Source organism: Fontibacillus forbon (assembly GCF_046559655.1).
In the GTDB taxonomy this organism is placed as follows: Bacteria; Bacillota; Bacilli; order Paenibacillales; family Paenibacillaceae; genus Fontibacillus.
Genome location: NZ_JBKGFV010000005.1, coordinates 287,619 through 304,185, shown reverse-complemented (window position 1 = coordinate 304,185; position 16,567 = coordinate 287,619). Strand labels below are relative to the sequence as shown.

The 16,567-nt window shown below is 50.0% G+C and carries 18 protein-coding genes; 2 read left to right on the top strand and 16 right to left on the bottom strand.

Going from position 1 to position 16,567, the window contains the following annotated elements:
- Positions 1 to 6 precede the first annotated feature (6 nt).
- The 10 genes from ACLB09_RS20250 to ACLB09_RS20205 form a co-directional block, all read right to left on the bottom strand.
- Entirely contained in the window at positions 7 to 1,263 is a 1,257-nt protein-coding gene (locus tag ACLB09_RS20250; RefSeq protein WP_410771663.1) for an MDR family MFS transporter, read from the bottom strand.
- A 1-nt stretch (position 1,264) separates the two neighbouring features.
- Positions 1,265 to 1,576: a YciI family protein gene (locus ACLB09_RS20245; RefSeq protein ID WP_290407008.1), complete on the bottom strand. Its 312-nt coding sequence runs from the start codon at positions 1,574 to 1,576 to the stop codon at positions 1,265 to 1,267.
- Positions 1,577 to 1,641: 65 nt separating this feature from the next.
- Complete coding sequence (locus ACLB09_RS20240; protein WP_341047988.1) at positions 1,642 to 2,688, bottom strand: radical SAM/SPASM domain-containing protein; 1,047 nt, start codon at positions 2,686 to 2,688, stop codon at positions 1,642 to 1,644.
- Positions 2,689 to 2,705: 17 nt separating this feature from the next.
- Entirely contained in the window at positions 2,706 to 3,983 is a 1,278-nt protein-coding gene (locus ACLB09_RS20235) for a M16 family metallopeptidase (RefSeq protein ID WP_410771662.1), read from the bottom strand.
- Positions 3,984 to 3,998: 15 nt separating this feature from the next.
- On the bottom strand, positions 3,999 to 5,249 hold the full coding sequence (locus ACLB09_RS20230; protein ID WP_410771661.1) for a M16 family metallopeptidase: 1,251 nt from the start codon (positions 5,247 to 5,249) through the stop codon (positions 3,999 to 4,001).
- Positions 5,250 to 5,315: 66 nt separating this feature from the next.
- Positions 5,316 to 5,459 (bottom strand): hypothetical protein, encoded by a 144-nt coding sequence (locus ACLB09_RS20225; RefSeq protein WP_181873116.1) that lies wholly within the window; start codon positions 5,457 to 5,459, stop codon positions 5,316 to 5,318.
- 29 nt (positions 5,460 to 5,488) lie between these two features.
- Positions 5,489 to 5,779 (bottom strand): hypothetical protein, encoded by a 291-nt coding sequence (locus ACLB09_RS20220; RefSeq protein ID WP_410771660.1) that lies wholly within the window; start codon positions 5,777 to 5,779, stop codon positions 5,489 to 5,491.
- 12 nt (positions 5,780 to 5,791) lie between these two features.
- Entirely contained in the window at positions 5,792 to 6,829 is a 1,038-nt protein-coding gene (locus tag ACLB09_RS20215) for a radical SAM protein (protein ID WP_410771659.1), read from the bottom strand.
- 968 nt (positions 6,830 to 7,797) lie between these two features.
- Positions 7,798 to 8,421 (bottom strand): LuxR C-terminal-related transcriptional regulator, encoded by a 624-nt coding sequence (locus ACLB09_RS20210; protein WP_410771658.1) that lies wholly within the window; start codon positions 8,419 to 8,421, stop codon positions 7,798 to 7,800.
- Positions 8,422 to 8,651: 230 nt separating this feature from the next.
- Entirely contained in the window at positions 8,652 to 9,413 is a 762-nt protein-coding gene (locus tag ACLB09_RS20205; protein ID WP_410771821.1) for an SDR family NAD(P)-dependent oxidoreductase, read from the bottom strand.
- A 245-nt stretch (positions 9,414 to 9,658) separates the two neighbouring features.
- On the opposite strand from ACLB09_RS20205, the gene ACLB09_RS20200 reads away from it, so the two are divergent.
- Positions 9,659 to 10,174: a DUF6773 family protein gene (locus ACLB09_RS20200; RefSeq protein WP_410771657.1), complete on the top strand. Its 516-nt coding sequence runs from the start codon at positions 9,659 to 9,661 to the stop codon at positions 10,172 to 10,174.
- Between the two features lie 17 nt (positions 10,175 to 10,191).
- On the top strand, positions 10,192 to 10,386 hold the full coding sequence (locus ACLB09_RS20195) for a helix-turn-helix transcriptional regulator (RefSeq protein ID WP_410771656.1): 195 nt from the start codon (positions 10,192 to 10,194) through the stop codon (positions 10,384 to 10,386).
- A 4-nt stretch (positions 10,387 to 10,390) separates the two neighbouring features.
- Here ACLB09_RS20195 and ACLB09_RS20190 read toward each other — a convergent pair whose 3' ends face one another.
- From ACLB09_RS20190 to ACLB09_RS20165, 6 genes are read right to left on the bottom strand one after another with little or no spacing between them, the layout of a single operon-like run.
- Complete coding sequence (locus tag ACLB09_RS20190) at positions 10,391 to 12,139, bottom strand: ABC transporter ATP-binding protein (protein WP_410771655.1); 1,749 nt, start codon at positions 12,137 to 12,139, stop codon at positions 10,391 to 10,393.
- Entirely contained in the window at positions 12,120 to 12,764 is a 645-nt protein-coding gene (locus ACLB09_RS20185) for a CPBP family intramembrane glutamic endopeptidase (protein WP_410771654.1), read from the bottom strand. Before ACLB09_RS20185 ends, ACLB09_RS20190 begins: the two co-directional genes overlap by 20 nt.
- Positions 12,761 to 13,408 (bottom strand): hypothetical protein, encoded by a 648-nt coding sequence (locus ACLB09_RS20180; RefSeq protein WP_410771653.1) that lies wholly within the window; start codon positions 13,406 to 13,408, stop codon positions 12,761 to 12,763. The genes ACLB09_RS20185 and ACLB09_RS20180 overlap by 4 nt, the downstream gene beginning before the upstream one ends.
- On the bottom strand, positions 13,405 to 14,157 hold the full coding sequence (locus ACLB09_RS20175; RefSeq protein ID WP_410771652.1) for an ABC transporter permease: 753 nt from the start codon (positions 14,155 to 14,157) through the stop codon (positions 13,405 to 13,407). Before ACLB09_RS20175 ends, ACLB09_RS20180 begins: the two co-directional genes overlap by 4 nt.
- Positions 14,150 to 15,031 (bottom strand): ABC transporter ATP-binding protein, encoded by an 882-nt coding sequence (locus tag ACLB09_RS20170; RefSeq protein ID WP_410771651.1) that lies wholly within the window; start codon positions 15,029 to 15,031, stop codon positions 14,150 to 14,152. Before ACLB09_RS20170 ends, ACLB09_RS20175 begins: the two co-directional genes overlap by 8 nt.
- On the bottom strand, positions 15,028 to 16,494 hold the full coding sequence (locus ACLB09_RS20165; RefSeq protein WP_410771650.1) for a radical SAM protein: 1,467 nt from the start codon (positions 16,492 to 16,494) through the stop codon (positions 15,028 to 15,030). The genes ACLB09_RS20170 and ACLB09_RS20165 overlap by 4 nt, the downstream gene beginning before the upstream one ends.
- Positions 16,495 to 16,567 lie beyond the last annotated feature (73 nt).

Sequence of the window (16,567 nt, the reverse complement as noted above, 5' to 3'; positions counted from 1 at the left end):
TTGCGTTTACCCTTGAGAAGCTTCCGCCAGTACGGGTCTATTGTCCGCAGGAAGCGGCACTGCGTCTTCCCTCTTCCGCTGATTCTGAATCAGCCGGAACTGCGCCGGACCGGCCAATAGCAGCAGCAAGGCAACAGCCGAGAACATCACGCCGCCTCCGTAATATTCAAACAACAGACCGAATAACAGCGGGCTTAGCAGTTTGGGAATCGACATATACATCCCGAAGATTGCGTTATATTTTCCGCGCATGTTGGCCGGTGCGATCACTGAGACATATTTTTGCAGATGGGTCATACCGATGATTTCCGCTACCGTAAATATAAGTTCAATCAATATCAGAATATAAAAATGACGGGCAAAACCATAACCGACGCCAACGACGGCAAACAGGACATAGCTCAGCAATATCATCATTTGCGGAGTACGCCGCTCCGTTTTTTTGGCAACCCACACCATCGCCGCCACGACGACTACCGAATTGATCGTCATCAAAATGGCGAACAGGGACGATGCATTGGCGAAATGCTCTTTCAAATGTAGCGGAAATGTAGTCTCCACTTGGGAATACAGCACGCCCACCGGCAGCGTGAACAAGGTAAACCAGTACAGCAAGCGGTGGTCGCGGAATGTAACTCTGGGCGAATCCGCTCTCTGCGGCAGACTATCCTCAACTGAACGGGCAGGCACCGTCTCGGGTACCTTCCACCACACCAGCATGGCAAACAACAGGAATGAAGCCGCTGAAACCGAAAACACGGTGCTTTGATTCCAGGAGTAAATAAGCAACCCCAGCAATGGACCGACCGCTCCCCCCACATTTATCGCGGTATGTATGAGGGCGAACACTTCCCCCCGTTTCTCGGGAGGGACCACGTCAGCGACCTGTGCATTGGCGGCCGGCAGGAACATTGGCATGCCCATTCCGTTAATCACGGACAACACGGCAAACTCCCAAACCTGGTCGGTAAAAACGAAGCCGAGCATGCAGGCCCCCTGAATCAGCAGGGCAAACAACATCACCGGCTTGCGCCCGTATCGATCGGCGATTCCCCCGCCCCAAAAGCTCAACAGGATGCCGGCAAGAGGCTGCAAACCCACGATCAGCAGCGGGAGCAGGATCGATCCGTTCAGCTTATCCGATAAATAAAAAACGAAAAACGGTCTTAGCATAAAGGTAGTCGTGGCGCATAAAGCGGTTCCGAACACCCGAATCCAGATCACGGCATTGTATTGGGATAGAGAAGCGAAGAATCGTTTCATCTTAACCCATACCCATATGATTGTTGCCTTCGCAGGATAATTCCCACGTTCTCAGCTCGTAGGATTCCACCCCGGCCTGCACGTAAGGGTCTTTTTCGGCAACCGCCTTCGCTTCTTCGTAACTGGCCGCCTTAATGATGACCATCCCGCCGCGGTAATCAGTAAACGGGCCGCACAGCACGAGCCTGCCTTGACGGTCCAGTTCCTTCAAATGCCCGACATGAGCCCGGATCAAATCTTCCGACATTTCCTTGCCGGGAATCACGGACAACAAAATGACGTAACGAATATCCTCTTCTCTGGTTAAATACATGAAGATCGCTTCCTTTTTTTTATTTTCTGGAGCTTGGGTATCGATCGGTATTTCTTCATTCAAGATCACGTGGCCAAAAGACCGCTGTCGATCCGCTCCTTTGCCTGGGCCGCCTCCGGAGGAAGCCAGCAATGCGGATCCTCCCCCATATGCGTCTGATAATAACCGTAAGCCACGCCCCGGCAGCCGCCGCAGCGCTCGCGGATCACGCAAGTTCCGCATTTGCCCCCCAGGTTGCTGCGGTCGCGCAAATCCGAGATGACGGAGGACTCATCCCATATTTCACGGAAAGGCTTATCCTTCACGTTCCCGATGCCTACCGGCAGCATCACGCAAGGCGTAACCGTGCCGTCCGGGGCAATATACCCCTGGCCCGTCCCCGCCTGGCACCCGCGGAATGCTTCCTGGCGCGCCAACGACGAATCGACCAGAGCCATCTGCGCCAAATGACTGGTGAACTTCATTCTGCCGGCATACTCCCGGCGTTTGTTCGCCCAAAGGCGGGCAATCTCCTTCCATTTCTCGGCCGAGAGGTCCATGGCCTGGCTGCCCCGGCCGACCGGGACGAATTGGGACAGATTGAACAAATGAATGCCCTGCTCGTAGGCGAATTGAATAACATGCTCCAAATCCTGCACATTGTCCCGGTGCGGCGTAAAACAGACATGCGTCTGCAGCCCCGCCTCCCGGCAGGCATGCATTGCTGCGGTTGCCCTTTCGAACAATCCCGGCAAACCGCGCACTTGATCATGGACCGGTCCCAGTCCGTCAAGACTGATCTGGACGCGGTGCAAACCGAGCCGCTTCAGCTCATGCGCCCGTTCCTTTTGAATCCACCAGCCGTTGGTACCGAGTCCGACCTGCATGTTTCTTTTCACCGCATGTGAAATCAATTCGTCAATGTCAGGCCTCAGCAGAGCCTCGCCACCCGATAGAGCCAGATCCACGACGCCCAATTCGGACAGTTGATCAATCAGGCCGAGAGCCTCTTTCGTGTCCAACTCCCCGGGCAAGCGGCAGCCCGCGCTGGAGGAACAATGAACGCAGTGGGCATTGCAGAGATTCGTGACTGCCCAAACCATATGCAGCGGATAGCGGAGTATGAGACTCATGAAAACCCTCCTCTTCTTTATGAAAGTTTCGCGTGTTCCGGCGGTCCGGCAATCACCCGGAATGGCGGTTCTTCCAGCAGGCGGCCGGCCAGATTTGCGAGTTGCCTCTCCGTTAAGGCTTCGATCCTGTCCAGCACTTCCTGCAGGGGAACCATCTCGCGCCCAGGAAGCCAGGCTTGCGCCATCGAAATCATTCTGCTATCCGTAGTGGAAGCATCTATCGCCAGTTGGGTCTTGATTTTATTTTTAGCCCTCCGGAGTTCGCCAGGATCCCCTTTTCCTTCATGCAAGCGCCTCAGTTCATCCATCACGATGTCCTGTACCTTCTCTTCTTGTCCCGGCGGAAAAGCACTGTAAATTTTAAGCATGCCTCCCCCGGTAAAAGAGGTATATACCGCATTGGCCTGCTCCGCAATTCTCGCCCGAATCAGCACCGTTTCAAATCTTGAACCCAGCGTATTGTCGTCGCCAAGCAGCGTGCACAAAAGATGGGCGGCATAATGCTCCGCACCCTGGAGCGGCGGGAGTCGCCATCCCCAAATTCCCGCGCCCTTGCGGAAAAGAGGGGCCTGTAGCGATGAGATTCGACTATCCGCTCCGGATAACGGGCTCATGCTTCGCCTTTGCGGGGCCTCTTCGGATCGAAGGCCGTCTAGACCGCCTGTGCCGGGCAGCCAATCTTCCAGCGAAGCCAGCGCCTCATCGATCTGCTTCTCTTCGTAGGCGCCCGTAATGATGACGAGCGTATTGTCCGGGGCGTAATGACTCCGATGGAAAGCGCGTAACTCTTGAAGCTCCAGAGCTCCAATTTGTTCCTTCGAGCCGATCAGAATGCCGCCCATCCTGTCGTCGAAGCTTATCCGGTGAAGCTCATGGAGCATTACGCTGCGCGGCTCATCCAGTTGCCTCGCCAATTCCTCCTGGACCACGCTTTGCTCCACTTCATAGTCAGCAGCATTCAGCTTGGGATGACGCACCATATCCGCCAGCACCGGAAACAGGCTGCCGAAATACTCGGGCAGCATCCGGGCGTATATGCACGTCCCTTCCCAAGCCGTAAAAGCGTTCATGTCCGAGCCGGTTTCCCGCATCGCCCGCCGGATGTCTTCCTCCGAAAATGCTTCGGAGCCCCGGAACAGCATATGCTCCAGCATATGGGCGGCCCCCGCTTGAATTGGCGTCTCGTCGCGGGCCCCGCTCAACACGTAAAAACAGACCGACACCGTTGCCATGGACGGCATCCGGTGCAGCAGTACCCGAAGTTTATTCGGCAGCGTAACCGAACGTTGCTCCATGATGGAATCTCCTCCTCAATGAATCGCTCCCGCCTTAAGATCGCTTGCCGCCAACGGGCCGATGCTGGCAATGCCAAGGGAATTCGTCAATGCATGCCGGGAGATCGCCTCCGAGATCGCCGCTGGCGTCACCTCTTCGATCGAACGGCGCATGGCATCCAGCGTACGCGGGTATTTGGGATACCAGCCCGAGGTCAGCAAGGTATTCATCCTGGCAACCGTACTTTCGGAACGCATCACCATCTGCTTAATCAATTGGTTTTTGGCGGATTGCACTTCCGGTTCCGTCACGCCATCCCGTTCAAGACGCCACAATTCCAGGATGATTTGTTCCAGCGCCTCCAGCACCGCCTCCTTCCGGGAACCCAGTTGAATGGTCATTAATCCGGCATCGCGGAAAGAAGTAAGGCTGCTGCGAATCTGATAAACGAGCCCCCGGCGCTGCCGGATCTCTTCATACAGCCGTGACCCATCCCCGCCGCCGATAATCTGAACCAAAACGGCGAGCGGAAAAAAATCGGCATCGTCATACGGAACACCGGGAATCCCCAGCGTCAGATACGCTTGATTTGCTTCGCGTTCCTTGGCGATGATTCCCAGCGTCCATAAGGGAGCTTGCTCGGACGGGAAGCAGGCCGAAGACGTATTACCTTTCCAATTATCTTGGCAATCATCCAGCAGTTTTTCTAAATGATCTTCTGAGTAGTTCCCGACAATAGCGAGTACGCAATTAGCCGGTTGATACAACCGCTCGTAAACGTTTCGGACAGTCCCGGGGTCCAAAATGCCGTAACCGTCGCTTCGGCCATAAGCCGACCTGGCAATCGGTTGCGTACCGCCCATGGCTTGTCTGAGCAGATCGGCCGTACACGCCTGAGGCTCATTTTCACGAGCTGCCGCCTGATTAGCCGCCAGGGATCGAAACGCGGCAAAGGAACGCTCCTGCAAGCCCGGTGCTGATACCGCTTGAAGCAACGTCCGCAGCGTCTGCGCAAAAAAGGGAGCGAGAGCAGTAGCCCAATATCGGGTCCACTCGATGTTCGGAGCGGATTTTTTATGGATCCCCAGATCGGCCAGTTCGGCGGACAAACCGTCCCAAATCCAATATTCAAGAATCCTCGAACTGCCCAGTTCTTCCGGTTCTTCCAACCTCGCACCGGCCCCTGTCAGCAAACCGACCGAAACGGTTTCTACATCTGTCTGCGGCATGGCGATTACGGATAATCCGTTAGTCAACCGCCGCAAAAATAAGCCGCTATTTTTCATGGCCATCGCTCCTTAGAATAAATGGAGAAAAAGGACCCCCCAGTGAAGAAAGGTCCCTTCCGCCGGTCAGATTACCCGCCAGGCAATCAGCGACAGCTCGCCCAAATCCACAATATCCATGTAGTCCACAGCCGAAAGCAGGTCGCACTCTTTCATTTCGGATAATGAAGCCCTAGCCGTTTCCAACAGCAATTCTTTGGTTTGTTCCATGATCTCACCTCCTTTCCCAACCGAGAGGGTTAGTTAGAAATCGAAACCAGTTTCCGCTGTTCCAGTCGCTCAAGAAGCTTCCAAACAGCCATTTTCCCTTCTTCGCAGCGCAAGGCGGGTATTTCTTCAGAAGCGATCGACGCCAGCTTATCAACCTCGCACGAATATTCGCATAATTTCAAAATGGCATGGGCAACGGGCTGCAGCAGATGAATCTCATCCGTCGCAGGATTGTATACGATGAATTTCCGGTTTTCCTCTTTCCGGGTAACAACTCCCGGAGTGCGGCTGACTACACTGTTCGAATTGATATTGCTCATCACGGTTTCCTCCTATAATGCCGCGGCGATTTCCGGTACGATCCAGCAATACGGATCGCCGAGCGCCGGGTCTCCATAATAGGCCAGCGAGGCCGAGCGGCAGCCGCCGCAAACAAATTTGTGCTCGCAAGTTCCGCAATTCCCTTCGGTTTTGGACTTGCGGTCGCGAATGCCGGCAAGCAGCGGGGAATGATTCCAAATCTCGTCAAACGTAGATTCCCTCAAGTTTCCTGCCGCCATGGGCAGTGTTACGCAAGGGGTCACATTGCCTTCCACCGTAATTCTTGCCGTTACCCGCCCGGCTCCGCAGCCGATGTAAAAAGCGCCTTCTTTCGGCGGCAGCATCAAAGCGACCCGGCAATCATGCCAGTAGATTTTCATTCTGCCGGCGTACTCCTCCTGCATCTCGATCCATTCCTCGATCACGCCTTTTAATTCCTCCGGCGACAGAGCCAAATCACGGTCTCCCCGGCCGGTCGGTATAAACTCCGACAGATTCGCTCCGTTGGCCCCGAGCTCCGCCGCCAGCTTCACTACGTTTCTGCCGTCCCGGAAATTCAGCTTCGTCGGCGTATAGCCTACGGTCACGCTGATTCCATTGCGCACAAGACATGCCACGGCTTCTACCGCTTTGTTGAACAATCCCGGCACGCCGCGGACCTGTTCATGCACCTCCGCCGTCGCTCCGTCGATGCTGACGCAAACGCTCTGGATTCCCGCTTGCTTCAGTTTCCCGCACATCGCGTCGTTAATGACCGCTCCGTTCGTACCCACTGACACCATCATCCCCCGCCCGCTCGCACGGGAAGCAATCTCCATCCAGTCGGGGCGCAGCAGCGCCTCCCCTCCGGACAATCCCAAAATCAAAACGCCGGCATCCGCAAGCTGATCGACTACGGACAACGCCTCCTCCGTCGAAAACTCCATCGGATGAGCCAATCCGGCTCCGGAATAGCAATGCACGCACTTGGCATTGCACCGCAGCGTAATTTCCCATACCAGATAGAAAGGGGCTTTAAATTCGTCTTGAATCGTTGCAAGCACACTCACAAGCTTATCCTCCTTCCGTCAGTTGACTGCCATATTTCTCCAACCTTGCTCCAGCTGATTTCAAAGTAACACACCTTCTTTTTCCGCTCATCGTCCATTTGAAGTAGATGGGGATGAAAATATCGGAAATGAAAAAGTGCTGGGGAGAACGAAAGAATATGCGAAAGTGAAATGGCGGGTGGATAACGTGAAATTATACTGGACGAAGATGTGTTGGGGCGAAGCGGTAATAGTGCAGAGCGAAGTTTGCGGGGGTGAACGTGGTAATTTATAGTAGCAAATCTGCTGTGGCGTACGTGGTAATTTGCAGTAGCAAATCTGCTGTGGCGTACGTGAAAACACAGGAACGAAGTTTGCAGAGGTGTAAATGACAGTAAGCTGCAGGGACTAAAATTAGCGGACACCAAATAGCCCCTCAAGGAGGGGCCCGGGCTTCTTCATTACTCTTCGGGTTCGGTTACTTCACTTGTATCGGCGGACAATCGCAAAATTCTAACGGACACCAGGGACGTTAATCCGCCCAAAATGCCTCACAATAAATTCTAACGGACAACAGAGACCTTAAATCTACTCAATCGGCAATTTTTCAGCCCAATGTGTGCGAATAAGGTCTCCTGTGTCCGTTAGAGTTTCAAAAGGCCAAATTTGCCTCGTTTAACGGCTCCTGTGTCCGTTAGAATTCGGGCTGCGCCATAAGGTCGTTCGAACGCAACACACCGACAGTTAAAATGCATCGAGATTAAAACCTCAAAGCACCGCGACAGCAGAACACAGAGACCACTGCAATAACGCAACACATAGCACCCCAACAACGCAGCGTAACGCAAAACACCACACATCGCAGCGCAACACAAAGCACCCAACAATGCAAAGCACCGCGACAGCGCAATAAAGTCATAACCAGCCTAAGGCCTAATCCAGTAACTTTAATCCAGTAACTTTAATCCAGCAACTTTATTCCAGCAACCTTAACCCCAGCCTTCGCTTTCCAAGAGCGGTTTGGCATATTCCCCCATGGCCAGGGAAACGGCCTCCGTCCTTTTGTGGACGCCCAGCTTGCTTAGTACATTGCGGATATGGGTGCGTACCGTGTTGTAGGTGATGCTCATCCCGGATGCAATTTCTTCCGTCGAGTACCCTTGGCACATATACTTTAGAACCCGCATCTCACTGGGAGTCAGGCCAAAAGATGGCCTTCCCCCTTGCACTCGCTCCAGCACCACATGAACCACCCGGTCCGTCGACTCCGATCCTCGGCTGATAAAAACCGTCTTTGATACGGGAATGGCCCGGTTGCGGGCATTCAAATAGACATGGCGCTTTCCCAGATAACTTCCCATCGTTTTGGCCGCCTGATGGATCGGACAATCCTGATCGCAAACGCAGCGGCCCCGGGCATCGCAAAACAAGGAAAGTTCCCTGCAAGGCATACCGAGGGTTTTGGCGGCTCCGATCCCGGTCAACTGCTCCATCCCCCCGTTCCAAGCAAGGATGGTTCCCTTCGAATCGATCTCAAAAGCGGAATTCGACAATTTCTTGATCCAGACAACTGAGTCCCTGAGTTGTTCCTCTTGGCCGGCAGAGTTTATCATATTCTCACTCCTCACGTTGATCCCGCTCTTTAACTATTTCAGACAGACCTGGCTTGGCCAAACCCTTTATTTGTTTCATGATAACAATTTTTTACTATATAAGGAAGAGGTGGAAAAAGGGGAATCATGTCGAAAAATGGCATATGCAAAATTCACAATAAAAAAGAACCTTCAACTCCCGCCCAATAAGGGAGCCAAGGTTCTTTACGATTTTATGTCATTTGGATGAATCAGATCGCCGGCATCACATTCCCGCCATTGACAGGAATATAGGCCCCGGTAATAAAGCCGGCCAAATCCGAGGCAAGAAAAGCAACCGCATTCGCGATATCCTGATCCTCGCCCCTGCGCTTCAGAGGTACCTGGTCTACGTAAGCGGCATCATGCAGATCGTCCGCGCCGCGATCTTTTTCGCTGATTGTCCATCCCGGTGCAACCTGATTTACGGTAATCTGATGCGCACCAACCTCTTTGGCTAGCACGCGGTACACGCCGTCCATTCCGCGTTTTCCTGCCGTATAGGCGGATTGGTTAGGAAAGTTTTGCATCGCACACTCGGTATTGATGCCGATCATCCGGCCTCTGCCCTTTTCGATCATAGCCGGAATAAATGCTTTGGCCAACAAGACATTCTGCATGACGCAGGATTCAAACTGGCTGACGTAATCTTCCGGTGCCTGTTCCAGGACTGAAGTCCAGCCGTATTGTACGACGGCATTCGCGACTACGATATCGGGATTACCAAGCTGCTCCTGAATCTGTACCTTCATGCTCTCGATCTGCTCTTTTTTCGTAATGTCGCCTTGAACGATCATGGCTTGTCCCCCGGCTTCTTCAATCTCCTGGAGCAGTTCATGTGCTTTGCCTGCATTATTCATATAATGGATGGCTACTTTCGCTCCGCACTGAGCCAATGTCCGGGCCATGACTCTGCCCAACTGCCCTGTGGCTCCGGTAACCAGCGCGATTTTTCCCGTTAAATCGATATTCAACATGATGAACTCCTCTCAACCCTGTGATGATACAGGTTTATAGATGCTGCGTTATTTACATTCTGCAAAAGACCGCAAATTCCTGCACCAAAGGTTGTCCGACATCATTTGATTCAGTCCCATTTTTGTAATTTATATTAACTAATTTGCAATATATATATTGCATTTTGGTGGTTATATATATTATAATCCAACCATAACCTTCCCATAAAAAGAATATTATTCACTTGAAAGGGGTTTTAAGCATGATGAAGTGGTTTGGCAAAAAAAGAGTCGATGATGAGCGCATTCTCCATCTTAAGAACAAAATATTCAGAGAGGCCTTCATTCTGATCATGGTTATATGTAATCTTTCCTTACTGTTGAAATGGCTCGTGTTCCGGAGTGATCTGGAGTCCGTTATAACCGAGCTTGTGATCGTGACGGCGGGCAGTCTGTATTACACTATCAGGACCGTAACACTCGGGATCTATTACGAAGAGGTCGAAGCGCATGACAACCGGAGCAAAATGACGTACAGCCGCAAAAACATGTTGTCCGGCCTCGCCACCGGCCTGGCGATCTCCTTGTTCTTTGGCATCCGCAGTGCAATTCTTTACGGAGACGGCCTATTTTCAACGCAGGTCTGGTATTTCTTTATTGTCTTTATGGTTTCGCTCATGATTTACTTACCGTTCTTTATCGGGATTCTTGCAGCTTCCCATTCATTGGCCAACAAGGCAAGCAAAAAAGCTTCCGATAATGATCTTCTGGATTCTTGAAGAAAGGGGCCATACACATGAAAAATCTCAAATTGAAAATGGCCCGGGTAGAAAAGGATCTGTCCCAGGATGAATTGGCCCAGCTTGTGGGCGTGTCCCGACAAACGATCGGACTCATCGAACTCGGCAAGTACAATCCGTCGCTCAGTTTATGCCTCGCTATTTGCAAGGCGTTGTCCAGAACGCTTAATGATCTGTTTTGGGAAGAATGAAATCTCATCCTCCCTCACTAACAAGGCCGGATTCATTCGAATAATAGCTCCAATACAAAGATTTGTTTTCAATCAACTCCGCATGCTTGCCGGACTCCACGATTTTCCCGTCTTTCAGGACATAAATTTTGTCGCACTGCGAAACCGCCGAAAGCCTGTGCGCAATGACTATGCATGTACGATTTACAATAAATTCGTTCAGTGCACACTGTACCGTAAGCTGGGATTCGGAATCGAGGGATGAAGTGGCCTCGTCGAGAATCAGGATTTGCGGATTTTTCAGAATCGCTCTCGCGATGGATATTCTTTGCCTTTGCCCTGCGGACATTTTGATTCCCCGGTCGCCGACGATCGTATCATAACCTTCAGAGAAAGATTGGATAAATTCATGAGCATACGCCGCAGCGGCGGCGGTTTTGGCCTGTTCCTCCGTCGCTTCGGGAAAACCGTATCTAATATTGTCCATCACGGACGCATTAAACAAAAAAACTTCCTGATTCACAACGCCGACTCCGGCTCTTAATTCTCTCGGGCTAAAGGTTTTGATATCTTCGCCATCCAATAAAATTCTGCCTTCCTGCGGATCGTAAAAACGCAATAATAGCTGAACCAAAGTGCTTTTGCCTACGCCGCTTGCCCCTACGAGCCCTATGCTTTGCCCCGCTTCAATCGTGAAAGAAACCCGATCCAATACGGGCTGATTAGGATCATAAGCAAATGTAACATTTTCAAACTCAATTTTCCCTCGGTGGTTGCTGGACTTCCCGAGCGAATGGGTAACGTCTTGTTCTTCCTCCTCATCCAGGAAATCAAAAACGCGTTTCATCGCGACCAATCCGGTTTGCATGCTCAAATTGATTTGGGCCAATCTTCGGCATGGAGCATATAGCTGGGATAATAACGTGTAAAACGTAACGAGTTCCCCTAAAGAGAACATTCCTCGGTTAACGAGAATCGCGCCATAACCCAGGACAAGAATAGGCCCTATGCTTGTAATAAACCCCGCTACCTCTCTGGATATAGACATCGTCATAAGCAAGCGAATACTATTCGCAAACCATTCCTGTAACCCTTGTTTATATAAAGCCATCTGTCGCCGCTCGGCACCGAAAATTTTAATCGTTCTGATGCCGGCTAACGATTCCGAGAGCGTAGATGTAACCTCCGCCATCTTCTCCTGGTTGAGCAGACTGATCTGCTTGATCTTCTTATTATTTTTCAAAGCAATAATATAACCTCCGAGCAACAAGCAAGAAACCAAAGCTAAACCCGCATTATGAATAAAAAGGGTGGATACGATCGTGATAAAAAGCAGAGTATCGGTAACGATCGTAAGGATCGCTCCCGTGCTTACCGTCTGAAGAGCGTTTACGTCATTTAGAAAGCGCGACATAATCGTTCCTTCCTTTGTTGCGGAAAAATATCGAACCGGAAGTCTCTGCATATGTTCAAACATAGCGCAACGAATATTCATCAGCACCGTATTGTTTACTTTTCCATACGCCAGGCTTCCGGCAAAGGACAAAAGTGCCCGCATCAGCAATAGACCGCACATCATCGAAATTAGAATAACGAGGTTTCGAAACTCCTTGTTTTCCGAAACGGAATCTATGATCTTTCCGAATCCGACCGGCAAAGTTAATGATAATACCGCGCTAAGAATAGAACAGATCAAAGTAAGTAATATCAAAGGCCATTGCGGCCTTAAATAAACAAGTAGCCGCTTATAGTGACTAATGCCCTGCTTTTTCACGGGAGATCATCCTTTGGGTCGTGACCTGTGGTTTTTGGGCTTCCCGCATAAGTTCTTGATGACAAATCACGCCAATATTTCTGCTGCAATGAACAACGGCAACAAACCAAATATCCTGATAAACGGCAAAGATGCCGCCAAGGAGTAGGGAAAAACAGAAAATATCCAGCATCTGGACATATTTAAATCGCCTTCGGATATGACTTATCGTAAATAAGACGGAAGTAAGCAGTACGGCAATCCACGTATTTCCCAGAAACGACTGAATCGTCCCTCTCCACAAAAATTCTTCCAAAAGACAGGAAAGAACGGTCATAAAAAAATAAGAGCCTGTCTTCCAGCCGCCCTTCATTTTTGCGAGTTGAAAAATGGAGAGAACTTCGTCTTTGGAGACCCTTCGATTGATAAGCATCAGCGATCCCATAAAGGCGAAGTAACCTGACAATATGGCGATAAGAATCATAAGCAAGCTGCTTCCTCTGGCGATATGCTTCCATAACGACGGAATCAGAAGCATTACGAGGATGGCAGCCGGTCCCGCCCATTTTTTAAGCCGTTTATATTTTAAGCACAACAGATTGAACCCTATAAAAACCACGAATGCAACCGCGCCAACCGTGCTCATTTCAGCACTCTCTCTCTTTTGGCCGTATAAACGGCTATCAAGACCCAGATCAGGATCGTACCGAAGATTAAGAAGGCCCGATTCCAGATCCATAAGGGAGAGTCCAATAGATAATAAGTTTCAAAAAGGAACATATATTCAAACCATTCATAACGTTTAAGCGATACGGCAATTAATTGAATCCCCCAAACCAGTGCAGCCGACATACTTCCCAAGCTATTGCTTTTAAACAAAATGGAAAACAACAACGATAAAGAAGAAAGAAGCAGTAGCGGTGGGATTATGGCCCCCAGATAAATAGGGATGGGATATGCATTATAGGTGACTCTTATAAAGAAAATATATAAAAGAGAGATCAGGACAAAGGTCATGACAATGATCAAATACCGGATCAGCAAGATCACAAGGATCGGTTTGCGGAGAGTCAGCAGCAGTTCGATTAAGCGATCGCCTTCCATCTGAATCAGATACCCCGTAAAAACGGCGCCTATGATCGGCATGACGAATTCGGCATAAATCGTAATCAGAAACGGCGGATGATCCGGGACCGTAAAGATCATGACCGAGTAAATCAAGGTAACCAAAACGGGGATCCAGATCATGTTCAAGCCGATAATTCTGTACTCCCGGAGAAGCAAACTCACACGGCTCTCCCCTTCCTGTACTTAATCAGAATAAGAAGAGCTACCGCTATCGGTCCCGCCAGGAACAGAAACATCAAGTTCATATACGCGCTTTGGTAAGGCAGGTTTTCCGGTCTGCCGGAGTAGAAAATGAGTTTTGGCGCATCAGCAACCAGTTGGTAAAAAGGAGTCTCATAGCTATTGTAAAATTTGGTCAAACAAAATACGGCATACACCAAAAATAGAGCACTAAACCCCTTGGCGCTCCCAAGTATTGTGGAGCCGGCCATGGACAGCCCTACCGCGAATAAGACGGACGGCAGAAAAATAAGCAAAAACGCCTCAGCGTAAGGCGTAACTATAAACGGCTCAGGATTAAAAAATGCTTGAGTCAGTGCTACACAAGTATTAAAAACAAAACAAACAAGCAGTAATGCCAATACATTGCCTGCATATTTTCCAGTAATGTAAGAAAAACGCGATAAAGGGGATGACATAATGATCTCTGCTACCCTTAAGTTCCTGTCCCGAAGAATTCGATCCGAAGTAAGCACCGCGGCAATGATAACGAAGAACTCTCCGAACAATTCGGAAGTTCTTTGAGCCACATAGTAATGATTGTTCAATTCACTTAACCGGGCCAGATTCGAGGTACCGGGATAAGAATCCCATAGGTAAAGCCCGAACAGAATCAGCATGGATAGCCAAGGCGCTATCCTTCTTAACTGCATATGAAACTCGCTCATGGTTACCGCATGCCATTTACTCATCTGCCCACCCCTCATTTATCATAAATAAATAAGCATCCTCCAACGTAGCATGAACGCTCTCGCCTACGACCGGACTTTGTCTATTCGTTATAAACCGGATTTCAACTCCCTTCTCCGTATAAGCCGTGGAAATTGTATAATATTGATTCCTATAATGGTCGGCCTCACTTTCCGGGACCGTAACTGTTCTTACTCTTCCCTGAACATGCCCGATCAGGTCGGAAATTCCGCCTTGATAAACCAGCTTTCCTTCATGAAGGATGGCCAGCTTGCGGCAAATTTGTTCAATATCGCCAACGATATGCGTGGATAAGATGACGGTTCTCTCATTGCCGATTTGCGAAAGGACGCTTTTAAACCTCACCCTTTCCTCGGGATCCAATCCGGCGGTCGGTTCATCCACGATGAGAAGTCCCGGATTACCGAGCAGGGCTTGTGCGATTCCGACTCGGCGCTTCATCCCTCCGGAATAACCGCTCATTTTACGCTTGCTTACAGCTTGAAGACCAACTTGTTCCACGACCCGGTTAACTTGCAGGGTTCTCTCCTTAGCCACCTTAATCCCCTTCAGTTGAGCCATGTAATCCAAAAATTCCTCGGCAGTCAAGTTAGGATAAATCCCCGAGTCCTGGGGAAGATATCCTAACTCCTTGCGAATTTGCTTTCCATCCTTAGTGACCGACCAGTCTCCGATTCTGATGTTACCGGTCGTAGGCTCCAGCAAGGTTGCCAGCATGCGCATTAAGGTAGTTTTTCCCGCTCCGTTGCGGCCGACCAGCCCAAAAACGCCAGATCCTATACCGAGGGACAACTTGTCGATCCCCGTGATTCCTCCCTTGTAAACTTTGGTCACATTATCGATCGCAATGTTCATACCAATTCGCCTCTCCGCTCCATTTCATCGATCTCATCGAAATAATTGCTTCCCCTTGGTGCAAGCAGCCGGTCGATGATGGTGTCGTCATAACTTTGAAGCTGATGATACAAATACATGGTTGTTTCGAACAAGCTTTTGTAGGAATCGCAAAAATCACCCGGTGAACTGCGCAAGGTGCCGCCTTTTTCAACCGAGTTATAGAAGCATCCCCCGCCGCACATATATCGCGCCCAACAATCGCCGCAGCCTTCCTTTTGCTCTACATGGGAATTAACGACATCCCGCAGCATGTCCTCTGAAAACCCGTGATCCAGATCTCCCATGCGCTGCTCTTCCATGCCGACAAAACGATGGCACATATAAATTCCTCCTTCCGGAGAAACCGCCATGTATCTTCTGCCCGCCCCGCAATCATAGAACATGAATTTCCGGTTATGCAGAAGCTCAAGCCGGGACGTAAAAACATTTATGAAATAGCGTTTTTTCTCTTTGATGGACGCGATAAATTCTTCGGCAAGCTGCTGGTATTGTTCGGCAATATAATGCAGATCCTCCTTACGAATCGACAGTGGAGAGCCATCGCTTGTAGATACAAGGGCAAGATTAACTTTCCGGAATCCCAGTTCGGAAATAAACTTAGTAATATCGACAATATTAAGATTGTCGCGCGTAACGGTAATTCTGGCCGTAACTCTTCCGTCTCTGCTGTCCAAAAGTTTACGCGTGCCCTCCATAAGCCTGTCGAAACTCCCGGACTGGTCCTCATATCGACGGTATTTATCATGGGTCTCCTTCGGGCCGTCAATGCTGATTCCTACGGATATCCGGTTTTCGTTCAAATATTTCAGTGTTTTGTCGGTCAGCAGCGTTCCATTCGTGGTCATGCCCAAATTGAAGGTTTTACCGGTCTCCCGTTCTTTCTGACGGCAATATTCCGTAACCTTCTTGATTAACGGCAAGTTCATCAACGGTTCGCCGCCAAAGAAAGTAATGTTTAAACTTTGCTGGTCCCCGCTCTCCCGAATCAGAAAATCAACGGCCTTTAACGCCACTTCTTCGGACATGGCTACGCGCTCGCCGCCAAAATCCCCTCCTCCACCATAACAATAGGCACACCGCAGGTTACAGTCATGAATAACATGCAGAGCCAAGGCGGAAACCGAGTAATTTGTGGGAACTCCCAACTCTTCAAATTTACTGCCGATGACCGAAGGAGCCTCGCTAAGCAGGCCGGCCTCATCGAGCTCGCTTAATAATTGGTCTATCTCTTCCTTACGGAGACTCAAAATATCTGCTGCCGTCTCTCTTAATGCCTGAACATGTCTCCCGTCGCACAATTCGGCCACAACGGACGTCGGGTCATCAATGCTAAACAGTTTGCAGCGGTTCACATCAAACAAAAGAGATTGATCGTTCATTTTGAATACATGATTCTCAACAATTCGCGGGTACTCTATCATTGAAATCACTTCCTATTTAGAAGATATTTTTTATATAAAAAAGAGCCTGGCAGAGAATATTGCATCACATTAG